Annotated in this window: 12 protein-coding genes; 4 read left to right on the top strand and 8 right to left on the bottom strand. The window is 44.4% G+C overall.

The features are described from left to right. Positions 1-99: 99 nt before the first annotated feature. From WCW66_00060 to WCW66_00040, 5 genes are all read right to left on the bottom strand, one after another. The gene (locus WCW66_00060; protein ID MFA6391130.1) at positions 100-2,046 is read right to left on the bottom strand and encodes a hypothetical protein; all 1,947 of its coding nucleotides are present in this window, start codon (positions 2,044-2,046) and stop codon (positions 100-102) included. Between the two features lie 344 nt (positions 2,047-2,390). Then, the gene (locus WCW66_00055; GenBank protein MFA6391129.1) at positions 2,391-2,564 is read right to left on the bottom strand and encodes a hypothetical protein; all 174 of its coding nucleotides are present in this window, start codon (positions 2,562-2,564) and stop codon (positions 2,391-2,393) included. Positions 2,565-2,683: 119 nt separating this feature from the next. Continuing rightward, complete coding sequence (locus WCW66_00050) at positions 2,684-3,703, bottom strand: pyruvate kinase (GenBank protein ID MFA6391128.1); 1,020 nt, start codon at positions 3,701-3,703, stop codon at positions 2,684-2,686. A gap of 84 nt (positions 3,704-3,787) precedes the next feature. Beyond that, positions 3,788-6,343 carry a cation-translocating P-type ATPase gene (locus WCW66_00045; protein ID MFA6391127.1) on the bottom strand — a complete coding sequence of 852 codons (2,556 nt, stop codon included), beginning with the start codon at positions 6,341-6,343 and terminating at the stop codon, positions 3,788-3,790. 5 nt (positions 6,344-6,348) lie between these two features. Next, positions 6,349-9,252 (bottom strand): UvrD-helicase domain-containing protein, encoded by a 2,904-nt coding sequence (locus WCW66_00040; GenBank protein MFA6391126.1) that lies wholly within the window; start codon positions 9,250-9,252, stop codon positions 6,349-6,351. Between the two features lie 180 nt (positions 9,253-9,432). On the opposite strand from WCW66_00040, the gene WCW66_00035 reads away from it, so the two are divergent. The 4 genes from WCW66_00035 (at position 9,433) to WCW66_00020 (ending at position 13,044) form a co-directional block, all read left to right on the top strand. Next, the gene (locus tag WCW66_00035; GenBank protein MFA6391125.1) at positions 9,433-9,798 is read left to right on the top strand and encodes an STAS domain-containing protein; all 366 of its coding nucleotides are present in this window, start codon (positions 9,433-9,435) and stop codon (positions 9,796-9,798) included. 102 nt (positions 9,799-9,900) lie between these two features. After that, positions 9,901-10,983: a glutamate 5-kinase gene (gene proB / locus WCW66_00030; GenBank protein MFA6391124.1), complete on the top strand. Its 1,083-nt coding sequence runs from the start codon at positions 9,901-9,903 to the stop codon at positions 10,981-10,983. Then, the gene (proC, locus tag WCW66_00025) at positions 10,980-11,792 is read left to right on the top strand and encodes a pyrroline-5-carboxylate reductase (GenBank protein ID MFA6391123.1); all 813 of its coding nucleotides are present in this window, start codon (positions 10,980-10,982) and stop codon (positions 11,790-11,792) included. The genes proB and proC overlap by 4 nt, the downstream gene beginning before the upstream one ends. Beyond that, positions 11,785-13,044, top strand: coding sequence for a glutamate-5-semialdehyde dehydrogenase (locus WCW66_00020; protein ID MFA6391122.1), 1,260 nt, complete (start codon positions 11,785-11,787; stop codon positions 13,042-13,044). The genes proC and WCW66_00020 overlap by 8 nt, the downstream gene beginning before the upstream one ends. A 116-nt stretch (positions 13,045-13,160) precedes the next feature. On the opposite strand, the gene WCW66_00015 is transcribed toward WCW66_00020, so the two are convergent. Genes WCW66_00015 through atpD form a run of 3 tightly spaced genes read right to left on the bottom strand, consistent with a single transcriptional unit; the run spans position 13,161 to position 16,122 of the window. After that, the gene (locus WCW66_00015) at positions 13,161-14,252 is read right to left on the bottom strand and encodes a hypothetical protein (protein MFA6391121.1); all 1,092 of its coding nucleotides are present in this window, start codon (positions 14,250-14,252) and stop codon (positions 13,161-13,163) included. Between the two features lie 32 nt (positions 14,253-14,284). Further along, a complete protein-coding gene (locus tag WCW66_00010) occupies positions 14,285-14,728 on the bottom strand; it encodes a F0F1 ATP synthase subunit epsilon (protein ID MFA6391120.1) in 444 nt (147 codons plus the stop codon). 5 nt (positions 14,729-14,733) lie between these two features. Then, a complete protein-coding gene (atpD, locus tag WCW66_00005) occupies positions 14,734-16,122 on the bottom strand; it encodes a F0F1 ATP synthase subunit beta (GenBank protein MFA6391119.1) in 1,389 nt (462 codons plus the stop codon). Positions 16,123-16,129: the final 7 nt, after the last annotated feature.

The following is a 16,129-nucleotide window of genomic DNA, read 5'->3' as shown; positions in this document are numbered from 1 at the left end:
AAAATTACACAAAAGAAAAAGACCCCGGTATCGCATCATCGGTGAGGATGATAGGGTCTTGCGGAAGCCAAGCGCTGGCTTCGTAGCGGTCCCGAAGGACTAATGAGCAGTGCTGTCGGACTGGCTGTCGAGGAACTTCTTGAGTGCTTCCGGATCAACGTTGTTCATCCGGTTGCTCTCGAGAAGTTGGTTACGCTCCTGCTGCGTATCGATCCGACCGCGTTCACGATCGGCGATTGCACGATGTTCATTCGCGCGTGCCTGCACCGGGTTCTCGTCGGAAATCGGGATGCCCGACAGGATCACCGATTCGCAAGCGATCACGCGTTCGCCAGTCTGGAGGTACTCGACTGTCACAGCGTCGCCGGATCGCATCACGAGTACGGCAGGATTGTCGTACGTGTAGATGGCCGTGAACACCTTGGCCACGCCATCAATCGTGAACGGAATGACCGGCTGCCCAGTCTGCTGGCTGATCGGCTGCCCGACCCGCCCCACCACGCCGGTGATTGTCAGCTGCGCGAGGTCTCCACCGCTCGGTGCAAGGGCATTACTGCCCGAACGCGCGAGCGCATTGCGGTATTCACGAAGCGCCTCTTCAAGCGTCGCTCCCTTCGCCGCAACCTCCTGGTTGGAGAGCGAGACGAGACTGACGCCCTTGAACTGTCCGTTGTACGCCATCGGAATGACATACGTCAGACGTCCATAGAGATTGTACGGAACGAGCTCGGTCGGTTCGTACCCATCGAAGTTGCTCCAGAGCGACTTCGCAGCCTGAGCCGAGACAGACTCGGTCACACCCTGGGCCTTCACGTATGTCGTGAGACCTGTGCGTGTGTCCGAAACCGTGTAGCCGGTGAGTGCCTCGTCGCCCGCGTTGGTTGAGGTGAGCCCAGTGAACCACTGACTGGTACCGTCGGGATCGGTGATCAGGAACCATCCTTCCGTTGGTTCCATCGACTTGTCGTTGTGTAGGAGGCAGTACCACCATCCCTCAAGCCGGTACTTCGCCCAGCGCTTGAGATTCTTGTCGATCACGTCGAGCGGAACACCGCGGTCGATCCACGAAGGGAGGTTCGCGATACCGTAGGGATTGGCATCGCCGGTCTGCAGATCAAGCGTGACGACTCCGGTCGTGATTTCGCCGGCGTAACCGACGGTTCTTTTCATGACTGAAACCGTATAGAACGGACGCCAGTTGTCGTCTACCTCGAACGTGAAATCCTTCAGGATCACGCTCATATACCCGTGTCCCCGCAGGTAGCGGTCAGCCCGGAACTCCCAGCAGGCGCTCTCCAGATACCGGATGACGATCGGCTGCCCGTTGCTATCCTGCTGAACAGCCTGACCTTCCGTGTACGGATCTTCCGCCGAAACGCGGATATAGCCGGGGACTTCCTTGGACTGACGCCACTTGAGCCAGCCCTGGAACTCCACCGGGAAGATCCACCACAGCTGTCCGGAGACGAACTGCTTCGTCGGGTCACCGATCTTGAAACGCGATCCTGCCACCACACCGCCGTCCATCTTGAACTCGGACAGCGCCTGGTTGGCCTTCACGCGCGCGATCGACTCGGACACAAGACAGATGTGTGCCGGATCCGCGGGCTGGATGACGTCAGCGATCTCGGTCACTTCCGCGACCGTACCGATCACCCTTGCCTTCTTCTCGGCATGCACCATGTCCGAAGATCCGAACACGCTCACGCCGAGCACCCACAGCATCGCAGCACAGCCCGAGCCGAAGCCAATGACACTCCGGCCGGAGAACTCGTTTCTGTACCCCCCTTTGGCGCTCCCGAGGCCGATGAAGACACCCGACAGGGCGAACCCGAAGATGAGCGCATCAGCGAACGGAGTCGGTCCGTACACGCCGACAGCGCCGCTCCAGAAAAGCCAGAACACGATGAGAGTGTACAGGACAGTGGCAAGGAAACCACCTGCCCAAGCGATTGTGGGACGGTGGTACTTCAGCACAGCGCCGAAAGCGATCGGCACCATGATGGAGACGACGCTTACGAGCAGTGCCTGAAGGAAATACGGCATGACACTCTCCCCTAGCTAAGGTACTGTCTACGCGCTTCGGAGTGAAACGCTGTAGACTGCTCACAGGTACTGTCACTGTGACAATACTGCAAACGTGTCATCATACAGCAAAACACTCATTTTGTCAACCCCGTTAGAGAATTTCTCTAACGGGGTCAAGACCCCAAGGCGAATTTCAATGCAAATAAAATAAGGCCCGCTGTCAAAAACAACAGCAAGGCCCGAGAACGAGCGATCCGCGCGCAGCTTATTAGGTCGGGGGCTCCGGACCGGAGAGATTGGTCCGAGGGTGCGAAACCTCAATGAAGGCCGGAAGCCCGCACAGACGGCCGCCAATGAGGCATCTAGCCGAGAAAGAGACCTTGAGGGATCTGATCGTGGCCGCCGTAGGTCTCCAGGAACTCATCAGAGAACTGTTGAACCCTTTCGAAATCGGAGGTCGTCGCAAGAGGCTTTTGACCATGATGGTCGGTTTGTGAAGGGGGTGTGGGCAGTCTGTCGCCCTGCTCTTTAGTCATCAGCTGACTCCTTCAGATCAGAAACCATTTATGCGCGAGACTACATATTACAAAAAATAAAAAAAGTGTCAAGACCCGACACTATTACTTCATATAAATACTTAAACGATGTTATTAGTTTAAACTATAGTATTATTCACCGCGGTTATTATTTCTTTGGCAACCTCTACCGCTCTCTCTGGATGATCACTATGTGACGTTTCAGCGCAAAGCATTACGGCAGATGCTCCATCTAAACACATATTAGTGATATCCAATATGTCAGAACGCATCGGAAGATAATTATCAAGTAAAGACTGCAAGACTTGTGTAGCAACAATTACGTACTTTCCGGCACTGCGTGCTTTGCTTACTAACATTTTTTGAGTAATCCCCAATTTTGCATAGGGCATAGTTAATGCTAAATCTCCCCTTGCCACCATAATCCCGTCCGCCAATTCCAATATTTCATCAATATTTTCCACTCCTGCTTGAGATTCAATTTTTGCGATTATTTTTGGCTGCCAATCAGGAGTTGTGTATTTAGACAATTTAGTTAATAATTCCTGGAGCATTTCCTTGGAACTAACAAAAGAAAAAGCGACCATTTCGGGTTGAGCCTCGGGAAGCCGAGGGATTATTTCATCGAGAAATGGGGTAATGTGATTAATCTCATCCATCATCTTTGGTATGGTCATAGAAGACCGAAAAATAAGCCTGCCGGAATTGTTGGTCCTTGCAACAAATTCATTGGTACTATTAATTTTAATCACCGTAAATGATAATTGCCCGTCCCCTAAATAAAATTCATCCCCCACAATCAAATATTTCCCTACGTTCTCATTTCTAATTGGAATAAATTCCAGAGGATCCGAAGAATTTTGTGCTTTTTTGAAAAGACACTGATAATCTTCTGGTAAATTAATTTTTTCTTGCGGGAATTCTCCCAAACGAATTTTGGCTTCCGGAAGATCGGCTAATAGTCTTACTGGTTTTCCGCTCTGATTAATCTGTTTACGGGCAGACCGCAGGCAATTTATAATTTCATCAGCACTGTTGTGTGAGCATTTCACCCTAAAACAATCCACACCCCTATCTATCATCCGCTGATTACGGTCATAATAATATGGTACCTTCCAGATTGTAGCTATTACATCCATAATATTTATGATTGTTAATTTCCTTTATGAGTAGAATTGCATTTATAATTTCTTAACTTCTTTTCGCACCCTAATGATTATTATTTAAATCTCCTTATACTTTCTCTTGAAAATCTTCTTCATGAGCTCAAACCAGAATACAACAACTATACCAAATATCAGAATCAAAACCACATTCTGCAAATTCATCCTGGACATATGAAACAGATCAGTCAACCAGGGAACTGAAAAAATCAATACTAACGAAGCAAGCGTGCCGGATATTACCAACCACATTATGCGATTGGAAGATTTGAAAATACTCAAGATACTTTCCGACCAGGACAGATTTACCGCAATCATAATCAAGTTACCTACAACCAGGCTGATAAATGTCAGCGTCCTAGCCTCAAGTTCTCCTCTGCCAATGTTTAAAGTAATTAAATAAATCGCAAATGTAATCATCAATACACTCAACCCTTGAATTAGACTAAAAAATAGTGCCTTACGATTAAATAATGGCTCTTTCAAATTCCGAGGGTGGCGCTTCATAACATCTTTTTCCGCCTGGTCCGCTTCAAAAACAATCGTGCAGGCAGGATCAATAATCAATTCCAAGAAAGTAATATGAATCGGTAGGAGAATAACCGGCATGCCAAACAGAACTGGTAAAAATGCCAGTCCGGCGATCGGCACATGTACCGCGAAGATATACGATATGGCCTCTTTTAGATTTTTGAAAATAATCCTCCCCCGCTTTACCGCCTGGATGATTGAAGTAAAATCATCATCCAGTAAAACAAGTGAAGCGGCTTCACGTGCAACATCTGTTCCCCTTTTACCCATAGCGATACCGACATTTGCCGACTTCAGAGCAGGGGCATCATTTACCCCGTCGCCGGTCATCGCCACAATTTCACCATGTGCCTTCAAGGCATTGACTATCGCCAGCTTCTGTTCCGGTACAACCCGGCTAAAAACATTTACCGAATCAATTTTAATTTTCAATTCTTCCGCGCTCATCGCTTCCAGCTGTGGACCGGTGATAAAATTATCCGGATCTTTCAACCCGATCTGCCGGGCAATAAAACTGGCAGTTCCCGGATAGTCACCGGTAATCATAATTACACGAATACCTGCGCTGTATGCTTCCTGCAATGCGCCCGGTACCTGCGTACGGATTGGATCTAAGAATCCGAGCAGTCCCACGAATTCAAATTTGAAATCATGTTGTGATTGAGGCAGATTTGTTTTTTCAAAAGTCGCCTTCGCCACTCCGAGAAGCCGAAGACCGCGATTGGCCAAAACATTAATTTTTTCCTCAAGCTCTTTGAATTCTTCCGTCGTAAAATGACACAGATCAGCGATTGTTTCCGGAGCGCCCTTGGCGGCGACAGTGTATTCCTTCATATCTTTGGATTCCCAAACGTGCGCAATGGAAAGCAGTTCTTTAGTAAATGGGTATTCCTTATTCAATTGCCATGCTTTATGGATATGCTCGGTATTTTCAAGAAGACCCACAGTTACTTTTTTAATTTCCTGTTCTATCGGATCAAATGGGTCTTCCTGACTGGCCAGCATGGCATATTCTAAAAGTGAGTGGAATTTTTCCGGCAATGATTTTTTTTCAGCGACGTCATAGTATTCACCATCAACATAAATAGTATTTAAAGACATTCTGTTCTGTGTGATTGTTCCGGTTTTGTCGACACATAAAACAGTAGCGGCTCCCAAAGTCTCAATCGCCGGCATGCGCCTGGTCAAAACATTTCTCTTTGATATCCGCCATGCTCCTAGGGCTAAAAATATTAACAGAACAATCGGAAACTCTTCCGGCAGTATTCCCATGGCTAAAGTCAGACCGGACAGTAAACCGGCAATCCATTCCCCTCTTGCCAGCCCGTAGATCAGAAATATTAAAACACAAAGCAACAAACCGATACTGCCGATATAACGCACCAGCCGGGCGGTTTCTTTCTGCAGTAGGGTATCCTCTTCTTTTATGGAATCCAGCGCCTTGCCGATTTTCCCCATTTCCGTATCCGCGCCGATTGCTTCAACTCTGGCTGTTGCTTTACCTTGAACAACCAGCGTGCCTGAATAAACGTAGGGCAGATTATCCCCACCGGGTCTTTTCGGCAGATCCTGCCCTTCATATTGCGTTTTCTTTACCGAAAGCGATTCACCGGTTAATAATGATTCATCTACCTGCAGATTAACGCTGGAAAGAATTACTGCATCCGCCGGCACCCTGTCTCCTTCGGCCAAAACCATAATATCTTCTTTTACCACATCTCTGCCGGGAATCCTGATTTGTTTTCCCTCACGAATCACCAATGCACGAGGACTGGATAAATTTTTTAAAGCGTCTAGCGCTCTTTCTGTTTTGCGTTTTTGAAACAGTGTGATGCCGACTACTCCCACCACCGCGAACATTAAAACAAAGGCGTCTTTTTGCTCGCCTAAGAAGAGGTAGATAACACTGATGGAAATCAAAAGAGCCAGCATCGGCTCTTTGATAACTTCAAAAAGGATTTGAAATATATTATGTTTCTTCTGGGAATTCAGCTCATTGTAACCGTACTTTGTCTGCTTCTCCAACACGGCTTCGGCTGACAATCCCGAAATCTTTTCAATTTGTTCCTGATTGATTGTAATCATATATTTTATACAGCACGATCCTCGCAGATTTCCCTGAAATCACAAGTCGCACATTTATAAATGGTCGGTGCCGGAGTAAAATCCCCTTTTTCAATTTCTTTGATCGATTCGATAATCTTTACTTTCAGATCTTCAATGTCTTTTACCGATGCCGTAAATGAATATTTAACATTACCGTCCAAAAAATATAAACTAAGTTCTGCAGGCTTCATTTTAAAGACCTCCTGCATAGCTATATGATAAATCATCAGCTGTTCATGGTCAATTTCCGTTTTACGCGCCGGCTTCTTGCCTGTTTTATAATCGATAATCTCCACGGATTCCTTATCCAAAGAATCAACCCGGTCAATAAACCCCCGGAATGAATAATCACCGATTTTCAGATTGAAACCCTTTTCCAGAAATACAGGAGCCTTGATTATTTTATTGGTCTTGAAATATTCCTCCAGCATCAGCTTTCCTGCTTTTTTTCTTTCCTGCATATGCTGGCGGGAGTCATACCAGTCATCAATCCAGTTTTCCTCGTACAACTTCATCAGCTGCGCTTTGGTGGGTTTATGCCCCTGCTGTGCTAAAGCATAAAACGCTTTTAATGTATTATGCACCGAGGTACCGAAGCTGTAGGTGTGACGCCCGGTCAAAACCGGAACTTTCCAAATAAACATATATTTATACTGCTTCGGGCATTTTTCGTAGGCCTTGAGTTGAGAGTAGCTGAATGTTTTTGGCAGCGGATATTTAATTTTTTCAACTTTCAAATTTTTCTTCCTGACAATATCAAATCCCAGATTCAGCTGTTCAGATTTTTCCGATCTTTCCCCTTTTACCATATCAATCTCAAATAAAAACCGTGATGGTTTTTTGGCAGTCTTTCCGCCCACGTCTTTGGCGGAACTGAAGAAAAGGCCTTTCCGCGCCCGCGTGCAGGCAACATAAAAAAGCCGGCGCTCTTCCTGCAAGTGAATATCCCCTTCCGGAATAATTTCCTTAATCAGTTTACCGGGAACTTCAATCTGCTCACGGCGCTCAATGCTGGGAAAACGCTTATCCACCAGATTGGCGATAAATACATAAGAGAACTCCAAACCTTTCGCTCCGTGTACTGTCATTATCTTTATACTTTCCGGCCCCTCTTCCATCTGCGCGGGCGCGGGATCGTTACCGACATCAATAACCAATTCCAGTTCTTCCATGAATTTTTTCACTGACTTGTCTTCGTTATTGCGCTCAAAGTCCTGGACTTTACGAAAAAACTTGCTGATATTCTGAATTTTAATGTGATACCCCTCAGCATCTTTAGTGCTCATTTTATTCAAATAACCGATTGCCTTAAGAAATTCAAAACAGATTTGCCCGACCGATTTTTCCTTGGCGAGTGCTGTCTGTTTTTTTATCAGATCCAAAATATAGTTTAAGGATTTTCTGGTATCCTGGCTAATCCCGCCGACTTCCTGATGACTTTCTATCACTTCATAAAGCGAGATGCGTTTCTTCTTTGCTTCATTGGAAAGATTGATCAAATCTGATGTTTTTATTTTAAACAGATCTATTGATAAAACACGGAATAGCGACGGGCTTTCATGATAGTTATCCAGCATCTTGAGCCAGGCGATGATATCCAGAATTTCGGGCTGCTGGTAAAGACCGCGGGCGGCTACGTATTGGTAGGGAATTTCCTGGTTGGTAAAAACATTTACAAAAATATCCGCCTGGCTGTTCGCGCGTACTAGTATTGCAAAATCATTCCAGGTCAGTTTCGGATCGCTTTTTTTAATCTTTTCAATTTCCCGCAAAATATTGAACACTTCATCTTCTTGAGTATCTGATTCAATATGTTTGATAATTCCTTCACCATCAATTTTTGAAACCAGTTTTTTACTCACTTTTTTTATCTTCGGATTTTTCTTCTGCACGGCATCCTGTTTCAGCTGATATTCCAGGCGGTTCGGATTATTCTTCTGGATAAATTCATAAGACAAGTCCAAAATATTTTGCCGGGAACGGTAGTTATTAATTAATACAACTTCTTTTGATTTCGGATAATCTTTTTTAAATTCCAAAATATTACTCATGGATGCCCCGCGGAAACGATAGATCGCCTGGTCATCATCACCCACAACCGTTATGTTGTTTTTAGGAGATGCCAATATCTTGATCAATTCATATTGAGCATAGTTAGTATCCTGGAATTCATCTACCAATATGTATTTGAACTTCTTCCTGAATTGCTCCAATACTTTTTTTCTTTTTTTAAATAGCTCAAGAGTTTGTATGATTAGATCGCCAAAATCCAGATATCCGTTTTTTTGCAACAGCAACTGGTACTGCTGATAAGCTTTTGCCACTTCCAATATCTTTTCCGCATCTTCCTTCTCATCCGGTTTCAGGTTTTTTCGGCTGTTTAATTTCCGTGCGTAAGCCAGATATTCTTTTGCCGAAACATGTTCGTCTTTTACGCGGGAGAAATGCTGGATCAGCGCATAAATAAATCTGGTAGGGTTGCCGAGCGGTTTGTAATATTTCAGTTCAAATTCATCCAGATGCTTTTTTAGGAGCATCCATTGATCGATACTTGAAAGCAGTTTGAATCCGGAATCAAGTCCAACTTCCAGTGCATAATCCCGCAAGACGCGTTCGCCGAAAGCATGAAATGTTGAGACCCATAAATCTACATAGCCATAAGGCAGTAGCTGATCGACGCGTTCCACCATTTCACCCGACGCTTTATCGGTAAAGGTCAGTGCCAGTATTTCATCCGCCTGGGCTTTTTTCTGATCAATCAACCAGGCAATTCTCTGGGTTATAACAGTAGTCTTTCCGGTACCGGCACCAGCCACAATCAACAAAGGTCCGTTTCCATGTATCACGGCTGTTCTCTGTTCGGCGTTCAATGATTTTAGTAATTCCATATGATTATTGTATCACAAATCCACAGCAAAATCAGCATCGACCATGCCACTTCCATTGACAAAAGTATTATGCTATGCTACCCTTGACAGTTCTTTACCGCAGTAAAGTGCGGAAAAGAACATGAAGTAGCACCTTTCACCCTCAAACCTCCTAAGGTGGTGAGAACAATGACTAGCGTCATGAAACACACCATGGAAGCGCGGGGCAATGTTCTCGTGATCACGCTCGAAGGGGAATTCCACAAGGATGCTCCCGACTACTTCGAAGGTATCGAGAACCGTGAACCGCTCCTCCAGCCATGGACCTTCCGCCAGTTCGAGCGGATCGTCTTTGACCTCTCCAAGGTCAGAACGATGTCCTCGAACGGCATCGGCATCCTGATCATCGTCCGCAGGATGGCGATCAAATTTGGCCACAACGGGCCTATCCCGATCATCATCGCGGGCTCCAACAAGAGCGTCGAAAAGGTACTGGTGAACACGCAGATCGCATCGATGTTCGAGCTTTTCGACACCGTGGAGCAAGCCCTGGGGGTTTCGCAGTAATGAGTAAGCACCTCTTGTTCTTTAGGAGTCATACGGAAACTAATCACTTCCCACGGCTCCTCGTTTTATTTATGATAAAAATTTGTTATACTTACCGGTACTATGAAAAAAGAACCCGGGATTATTATAGTCAAAGTCGGGACAAATATCCTGACAGCCAACGGTGATAAACTTAATCGCAGTCTTATTCGTAATCTAGTGAAACAGTTGGTTGAGCTACACAATATGGGGTATAAGTCAGTGCTTGTTACCTCTGGTGCGGTAGCTGCCGGAAAAGAAATCACCAAGCTTTCAGATAATATGGAAAGTATTACCCAGCGTCAGATTTATGCCGCCGTCGGTCAAGCGCGTCTGATGCATGAATACGAAAAACTTTTTCAAAAACTGGGGGTGGTTGTCGGACAAGCATTATTGACAAGAGAAGACTTTGCGGACAGAACACGCTATGATAATGCACTGCGCGCGCTATATGGCATGATTAATAATAATATTGTACCGATAATTAATGAAAACGATGTGGTGACGGTTGAGGAACTTTCCTTCGGTGACAATGACGTATTAGCTGCCGCTACTGCAATTGCTCTGAATGCTGACAAACTTCTGCTCTTAACCAATCAGGAGGGTGTTATGACAGCAAATCCAGAAAAGAATAAAAGAGATGCAAAATTAATCCGGAATATAAAGGATGTCAACGAAATTTTTTCTGCTATTTCCGATAACTCCAGTTCCACCCACGGCATCGGTGGTATGCATTCCAAAGTTAATGCCGCGCAATTATCCGCCAATGCCGGAATTCCAACATGGATTGCAAACGGACTGCATCCGGAAAATATTACCGCAATCATCAATGGGAAAAAGATTGGAACGAATCTAATAGCAAAGGTGAGCAAACTTTCCGAAAAAGAACGCTGGATCCTATGCGCCAAAAACGCTTCTGCCGGCATTATTATAGATGACGGAGCGGCACAGGCATTACTAAAGAAAAAAAGTCTTCTAATGGTCGGGGTTAAAAAGATTCGTGGGTGCTTTGATAAGAAAGAAATTGTTGAGGTTGTGGACCGCCGTGAAAATATTGTTGGCTATGGAATAACAAATTATTCATCTGATGAATTAACCAAAGCGTTAGACCGTCCACATTCATTAAAAAAAGAAGTAATCCATATCAATAACCTGCATATAGCATGAAAAAATATACAATCACAATAATCGGCTGCGGAAATATGGGTACTGTCATCATGGAACGTCTGATTAGTACTGGATATGCGACTAAAAGAACAATAACTGCCTGCGACAATAATCCGGAAAGATTGAAAGAGATAAAACACTCGGGAATTAAAGTTGAATCCGACCTGGGCAATGCTATCGCAAAATCAGAAATTATTTTCCTAGCCATTAAACCACAGCAGTATAAATCATTAACCGGACAGTTGGCTGGAAAATTTAAAGATAACCAACTGGTTATTTCAATAATGGCAGGAGTAACATATAATTCCTTAGCCCGACATTTAGCATATACAAACATCGTCCGCACAATGCCAAATCTAGCAGCAAAGGTGGGAAGTAGTATAACTGCATGGTACGCACCGGAAAAATGCGCTAAAAATAATATAAACACAATCAAGAATTTGTTATCTGTTATTGGTACATCTATGCAAGTTAAGAATGAATCCATGCTGGATAAAGTTACAGCAATCAGCGGAAGCGGTCCTGCGTACTTTTTTTACACTGCGGAATTACTAGAACAGCAGGCGCGGAAATTTGGGTTCACAAAGAATGAGGCAGCACAATTAGTAAATAAAACTCTCTATGGGGCTGCGCGACTTTTGGAAAACGACTCCCGGTCATTAAAGGAACTACGAAAAGCAGTAACATCAAAAAAAGGCATTACCGAAGCGGCAATCAATAAATTAGGTCCCGGGTTTGTGAAGATCTGGAAAGAAGCAATCAACGCCGCCCATCAAAAAGCAAAAGTAATTTCAAAAAAATATGAATAAGCCAATTCAAAAAATCGGGAAAAGGGCGCGGGTAGCCTCGCGGGAATTTTCACAGGCATCTAATAGCAGAAAGAATGCAGTGTTAAAAACGCTAGCTGGTTTAATACAGAAAAATGAATCAGCAATTATTAGAGCAAACCGCGAGGACATACAAAGACAAGGTGAGAATCATCCTCTTTCAGACCGCCTAATGCTGAATCCGAAACGCTTAAAGTTCATCAGAAAAAGCCTGCTAGCTGTTATCCAATTACCCGACCCCGTTGGAGAAATAACCGAAAATTTCAAACAACCAAACGGACTGCATATTTTAAGAGTACGAGTTCCAATCGGCGTCATGGGTGTAATTTACGAATCAAGACCGAATGTAACAGTTGAAATATCGAGTTTAGCACTCAAGGCAGGAAATGCCGTAATCCTCAAAGGCGGTAAGGAAGCGAATTCTACCAACAAAATATTTGTATCATTAATTCAGCGTGCTTTGGAAAAAAACGGTTTTTCAAAATTCACCGTTCAGTTTTTGGACGCTCCAAAAAAATCCATGATAGTCCAACTGCTCCGCCTGAATGAATATATTGACGTGTTGATACCTAGAGGTAGCAGAAGATTGATTGACTTTGTACGTGCAAATGCCAGCGTGCCAGTAATAGAAACCGGCGCGGGGGTTTGCCATACATATGTGGAAAAAACAGCCGATATCATTAAGTCGGCAATAATTATCGAAAACGCCAAAACCCAGCGTCCGACAGTTTGCAATGCCCTGGACACGCTCGTTCTGGATCATGCGATTGCCCCGAAATTATTACCACAAACTGCCGTTCGACTGAAAAAACATCAGGTATTAATTAAAGCCGATCCGGCCAGTTATAGAATTTTGCAATCATGCTATCCAAAGGAGTTGTTGCAAAAGGCAAAGAAGAACGATTTCGGCAAAGAATTTCTTGGTTTACAAATGTCAGTGAAAACTATAAAAAACTTTACTGAGGCGATCAGCTTTATTCAAGAACACACATCGGGGCATTCAGAAGCAGTTTTAACGAAAGACAAAAGAGTGGGAAAGAAATTCCTTGAAATGATAGATGCTGCTGCTGTTTATGTAAACACTTCAACTCGTTTTACTGACGGTTTTCAGTTCGGATTAGGGGCGGAGGTTGGTATCTCCACACAAAAACTACATGCCCGCGGACCAATCGGTTTGAAAGAATTGACCAGTATTAAATGGATAGTCAATAGTAACTGGAAAATTAGAAACTAGAAAAACGGTATCCCTATAATAATTTAACAAAGCAAAAGCGCCCACAGCGGGCGCTTTTAGAAAAATAATAAATTAAACAATTACTTGCTTACGACAAGTATCAAATATGAGTTTAGTTATTTAGCAGTCAATATGTTGAATAATCGGGTTTCCATATCTACTGTGCCGGATAAGACATGCAGATAAGGATATAATTCCGGTACTCTAGTCTTTATTACATTCAACGCAAATTCTTCCAGATAGCTGGCTTTCAGTTCAGCGAGAATCGGTTCCGGACCGGTTGGTAGGCGATAAACTCCTGTCGTCATCAATAGTGCTCCTTCTTCCGCCGGAATTAAACCTTTATTGATATTATCAAGTATAATTGTGGCCGCGGTTGCGATCGGAGTTGCCACATCATAGGAAAAAGGCCCAATGATCAAAGCGCGGTTCTGCCAGTGCAACCAGTCAAATCCCCTGCCCACCGCAATAATCTGTTCGTTGTGCATTGTTTGCTGGTCCGGTCTCGGATTGGCACGTAGATGAAGTATATGTTTAATATTACCGGCAACCAAAGCAAACAAATCATCAATCACCTGCGAATGCATGTCCGGATATAGCAGACGAACTTTTTCTTTCAGTATATCAGCCGCTGTTTCTAACTCATTTATCATGTTAAGCGAGCTGCCGTTAACTCCATGTAAAACCATTGCATCTTCATCCGTTTCAATGCCGACCATAATCGGATAAACAACCTGGTGATCTTTACCAAATGCTTTTTCAATATTGGCAACCAAGCCACTGGCATCCGTCTTAGCTTTTTCCACATCATAATTGTGGCCTTTGCACCCTTTATGGATATCACTTTTGGACCAATGGTAAGTAATGAATGGCAGACACCGTCTGCCGTTCTGCACAGCGTACATTACCCACTGCAGGAAAATGTCAGCCAGATAACCCCAACCTAGTTCAAATGAACCAGCTAAATTACGTAGCGGCTGAATGATTCCCACCGGAGTTTCAGTAATTACCGGCCCATGCAAACGTCCATCCATGCATTTAAACCATAATATTTCCGTCGGATGTTGGGCACGATAATATTTCCGGGCTAAATAAGCATCCGGACCGCGGAAGATTGCGCTTTGCTCGAGATTGCGCTCAATAACTTCCTGCACGAGCGGACTGGCATTTTTTTTATTATCTTTTTCCGGTTGTGAATTTGATTTCATTTTTTTGATTATTATCTTCTGTTTATGCAGTGTTAATTTCCTGACGTTGGTGGCACATCTCGTCTTCTGCGCCTGCGCCTGACAACTTTCAGTCTGGCAAATTCTTTTTCAATCTTGGCGGTTAAAGCGGCAAATTCCTTATCATCAGTCCTTTTAACGTTGACCAATTCCTGCGCCTGAATTTTCGCAGCTTCGGCACGAGCTTCGTCAATCTCATCTGCATGTTCCGCAGTGTCAGCCAGCACTACAATTTTATCCGGCCTCACTTCAATAAAACCACCGGAGACCGCCAGATATGTTTCTTCCCCATTTTTCTTTATTCTTACCTCTCCCGGACTAAGCAAAGAAACCAGCGGAATATGGTTCGGCAGAATACCAATCTCCCCCTTGGGAGTAGGTAAAATAACTTCATCCACCTGGTCGGAATAAACCTTACCCTCGGGAGTGGTTATTTCAAATTGTAGTTTGTTTGCCATAATTATTATTGTTTTTTAATATCGTCAATACTGCCTTTCATATAGAATTCCTGCTCCGGTACAGTGTCGAATTCACCGTCTAGAATCGCTTTGAAACCACGAATCGTGTCTTTGAGCGTAACATATTTTCCTTCAGTTCCGGTAAATGTTTCCGCTACGAAGAAAGGCTGTGACAGATACTTCTGAACTTTTCTGGCGCGGGTAACGATAATTTTGTCTTCGTCCGACAGTTCTTCCATCCCCAAAATCGCGATTATATCCTGCAAATCTTTATACCTTTGTAAAATCTTCTGTACTCCGCGAGCGACATCATAGTGCTCCTGTCCCACAATTCTCGGATCAAGGATTGTCGAAGCGGAATCGAGTGGATCAACCGCCGGATAAATAGCCAGTTCGGAAAGCGCGCGGGATAATACTACAGTGGAATCCAAATGGGCAAACGTTGTGGCCGGTGCCGGATCAGTCAAATCGTCAGCGGGAACATACACAGCCTGCATGGAAGTAATCGATCCGTTCTTTGTGGAGGTAATGCGTTCCTGTAATTCACCCATATCTGTCGCTAATGTCGGCTGGTAACCTACAGCAGAAGGTATGCGTCCGAGTAATGCGGATACTTCTGAACCGGCTTGAGTGAATCGGAAAATATTATCTACAAATAGCAATACATCCTGTTTTTCTTCATCACGGAAATATTCAGCCATTGCTAGCGCGGATAGTGCGACTCTGGCACGGGCTCCTGGTGGCTCATTCATCTGACCGAAAACCAATGCTGTTTTTTCCAGCACGCCAGAATCTTTCATTTCATGGTAAAGATCGTTACCCTCTCTGGTTCGCTCACCAACTCCGGCAAAAACAGAAAATCCGCCGTGCTCCTGGGCAATGTTTCTGATCAACTCCTGAATAACCACCGTTTTACCAACTCCGGCTCCGCCTAACAGACCGACTTTTCCACCTTTTAAAATCGGGCAGATTAAGTCGATAACTTTGATTCCGGTTTCCAGAATCTCATACTGCGTAGTCTGATCTTCAAACTTTGGCGCCGGTCTGTGGATCGGATATCTTTTTGCCGTCTTAACCGGTTCTTTATCATCCAGGGGTTCGCCGAGTAGACTGAACATTCTACCTAATGTTTCTTTTCCAACCGGAACTGTTATTGGCCCGCCAGTATTGATAACTTCCATGTTTCTACTCAGACCGTCAGTAGAGTCCATGGAAACAGTCCGGACTACGTTACCTTCTAACTGCTGTTGAACCTCCAGTACAATCTTATGCTTTTTTCCATTTTCCTCTTTATACACTTCCAGAGCGGTATAAATAAGTGGCAGGTCTTTGTCGAATTTCACATCAACAACCGGACCGATAATTTGTGATATTTTTCCTGTAGTTTGTGACATACTTTTT

Source organism: Patescibacteria group bacterium (assembly GCA_041664365.1).
GTDB lineage: Bacteria > Patescibacteriota > Patescibacteriia > UM-FILTER-42-10 > UM-FILTER-42-10 > JAHJEX01.
Note: the sequence above shows the minus strand (reverse complement) of the source record. Positions and strands in the feature narration are given on the sequence as shown.

Coding starts and splice junctions, on each gene's coding strand:
- WCW66_00060 (MFA6391130.1), bottom strand. CDS start 2,046: ATGCCGTATTTCCTTCAGGCACTGCTCGTAAGCGTCGTCTCCATCATG.
- WCW66_00055 (MFA6391129.1), bottom strand. CDS start 2,564: ATGACTAAAGAGCAGGGCGACAGACTGCCCACACCCCCTTCACAAACC.
- WCW66_00050 (MFA6391128.1), bottom strand. CDS start 3,703: ATGGATGTAATAGCTACAATCTGGAAGGTACCATATTATTATGACCGT.
- WCW66_00045 (MFA6391127.1), bottom strand. CDS start 6,343: ATGATTACAATCAATCAGGAACAAATTGAAAAGATTTCGGGATTGTCA.
- WCW66_00040 (MFA6391126.1), bottom strand. CDS start 9,252: ATGGAATTACTAAAATCATTGAACGCCGAACAGAGAACAGCCGTGATA.
- WCW66_00035 (MFA6391125.1), top strand. CDS start 9,433: ATGAAACACACCATGGAAGCGCGGGGCAATGTTCTCGTGATCACGCTC.
- proB (MFA6391124.1), top strand. CDS start 9,901: ATGAAAAAAGAACCCGGGATTATTATAGTCAAAGTCGGGACAAATATC.
- proC (MFA6391123.1), top strand. CDS start 10,980: ATGAAAAAATATACAATCACAATAATCGGCTGCGGAAATATGGGTACT.
- WCW66_00020 (MFA6391122.1), top strand. CDS start 11,785: ATGAATAAGCCAATTCAAAAAATCGGGAAAAGGGCGCGGGTAGCCTCG.
- WCW66_00015 (MFA6391121.1), bottom strand. CDS start 14,252: ATGAAATCAAATTCACAACCGGAAAAAGATAATAAAAAAAATGCCAGT.
- WCW66_00010 (MFA6391120.1), bottom strand. CDS start 14,728: ATGGCAAACAAACTACAATTTGAAATAACCACTCCCGAGGGTAAGGTT.
- atpD (MFA6391119.1), bottom strand. CDS start 16,122: ATGTCACAAACTACAGGAAAAATATCACAAATTATCGGTCCGGTTGTT.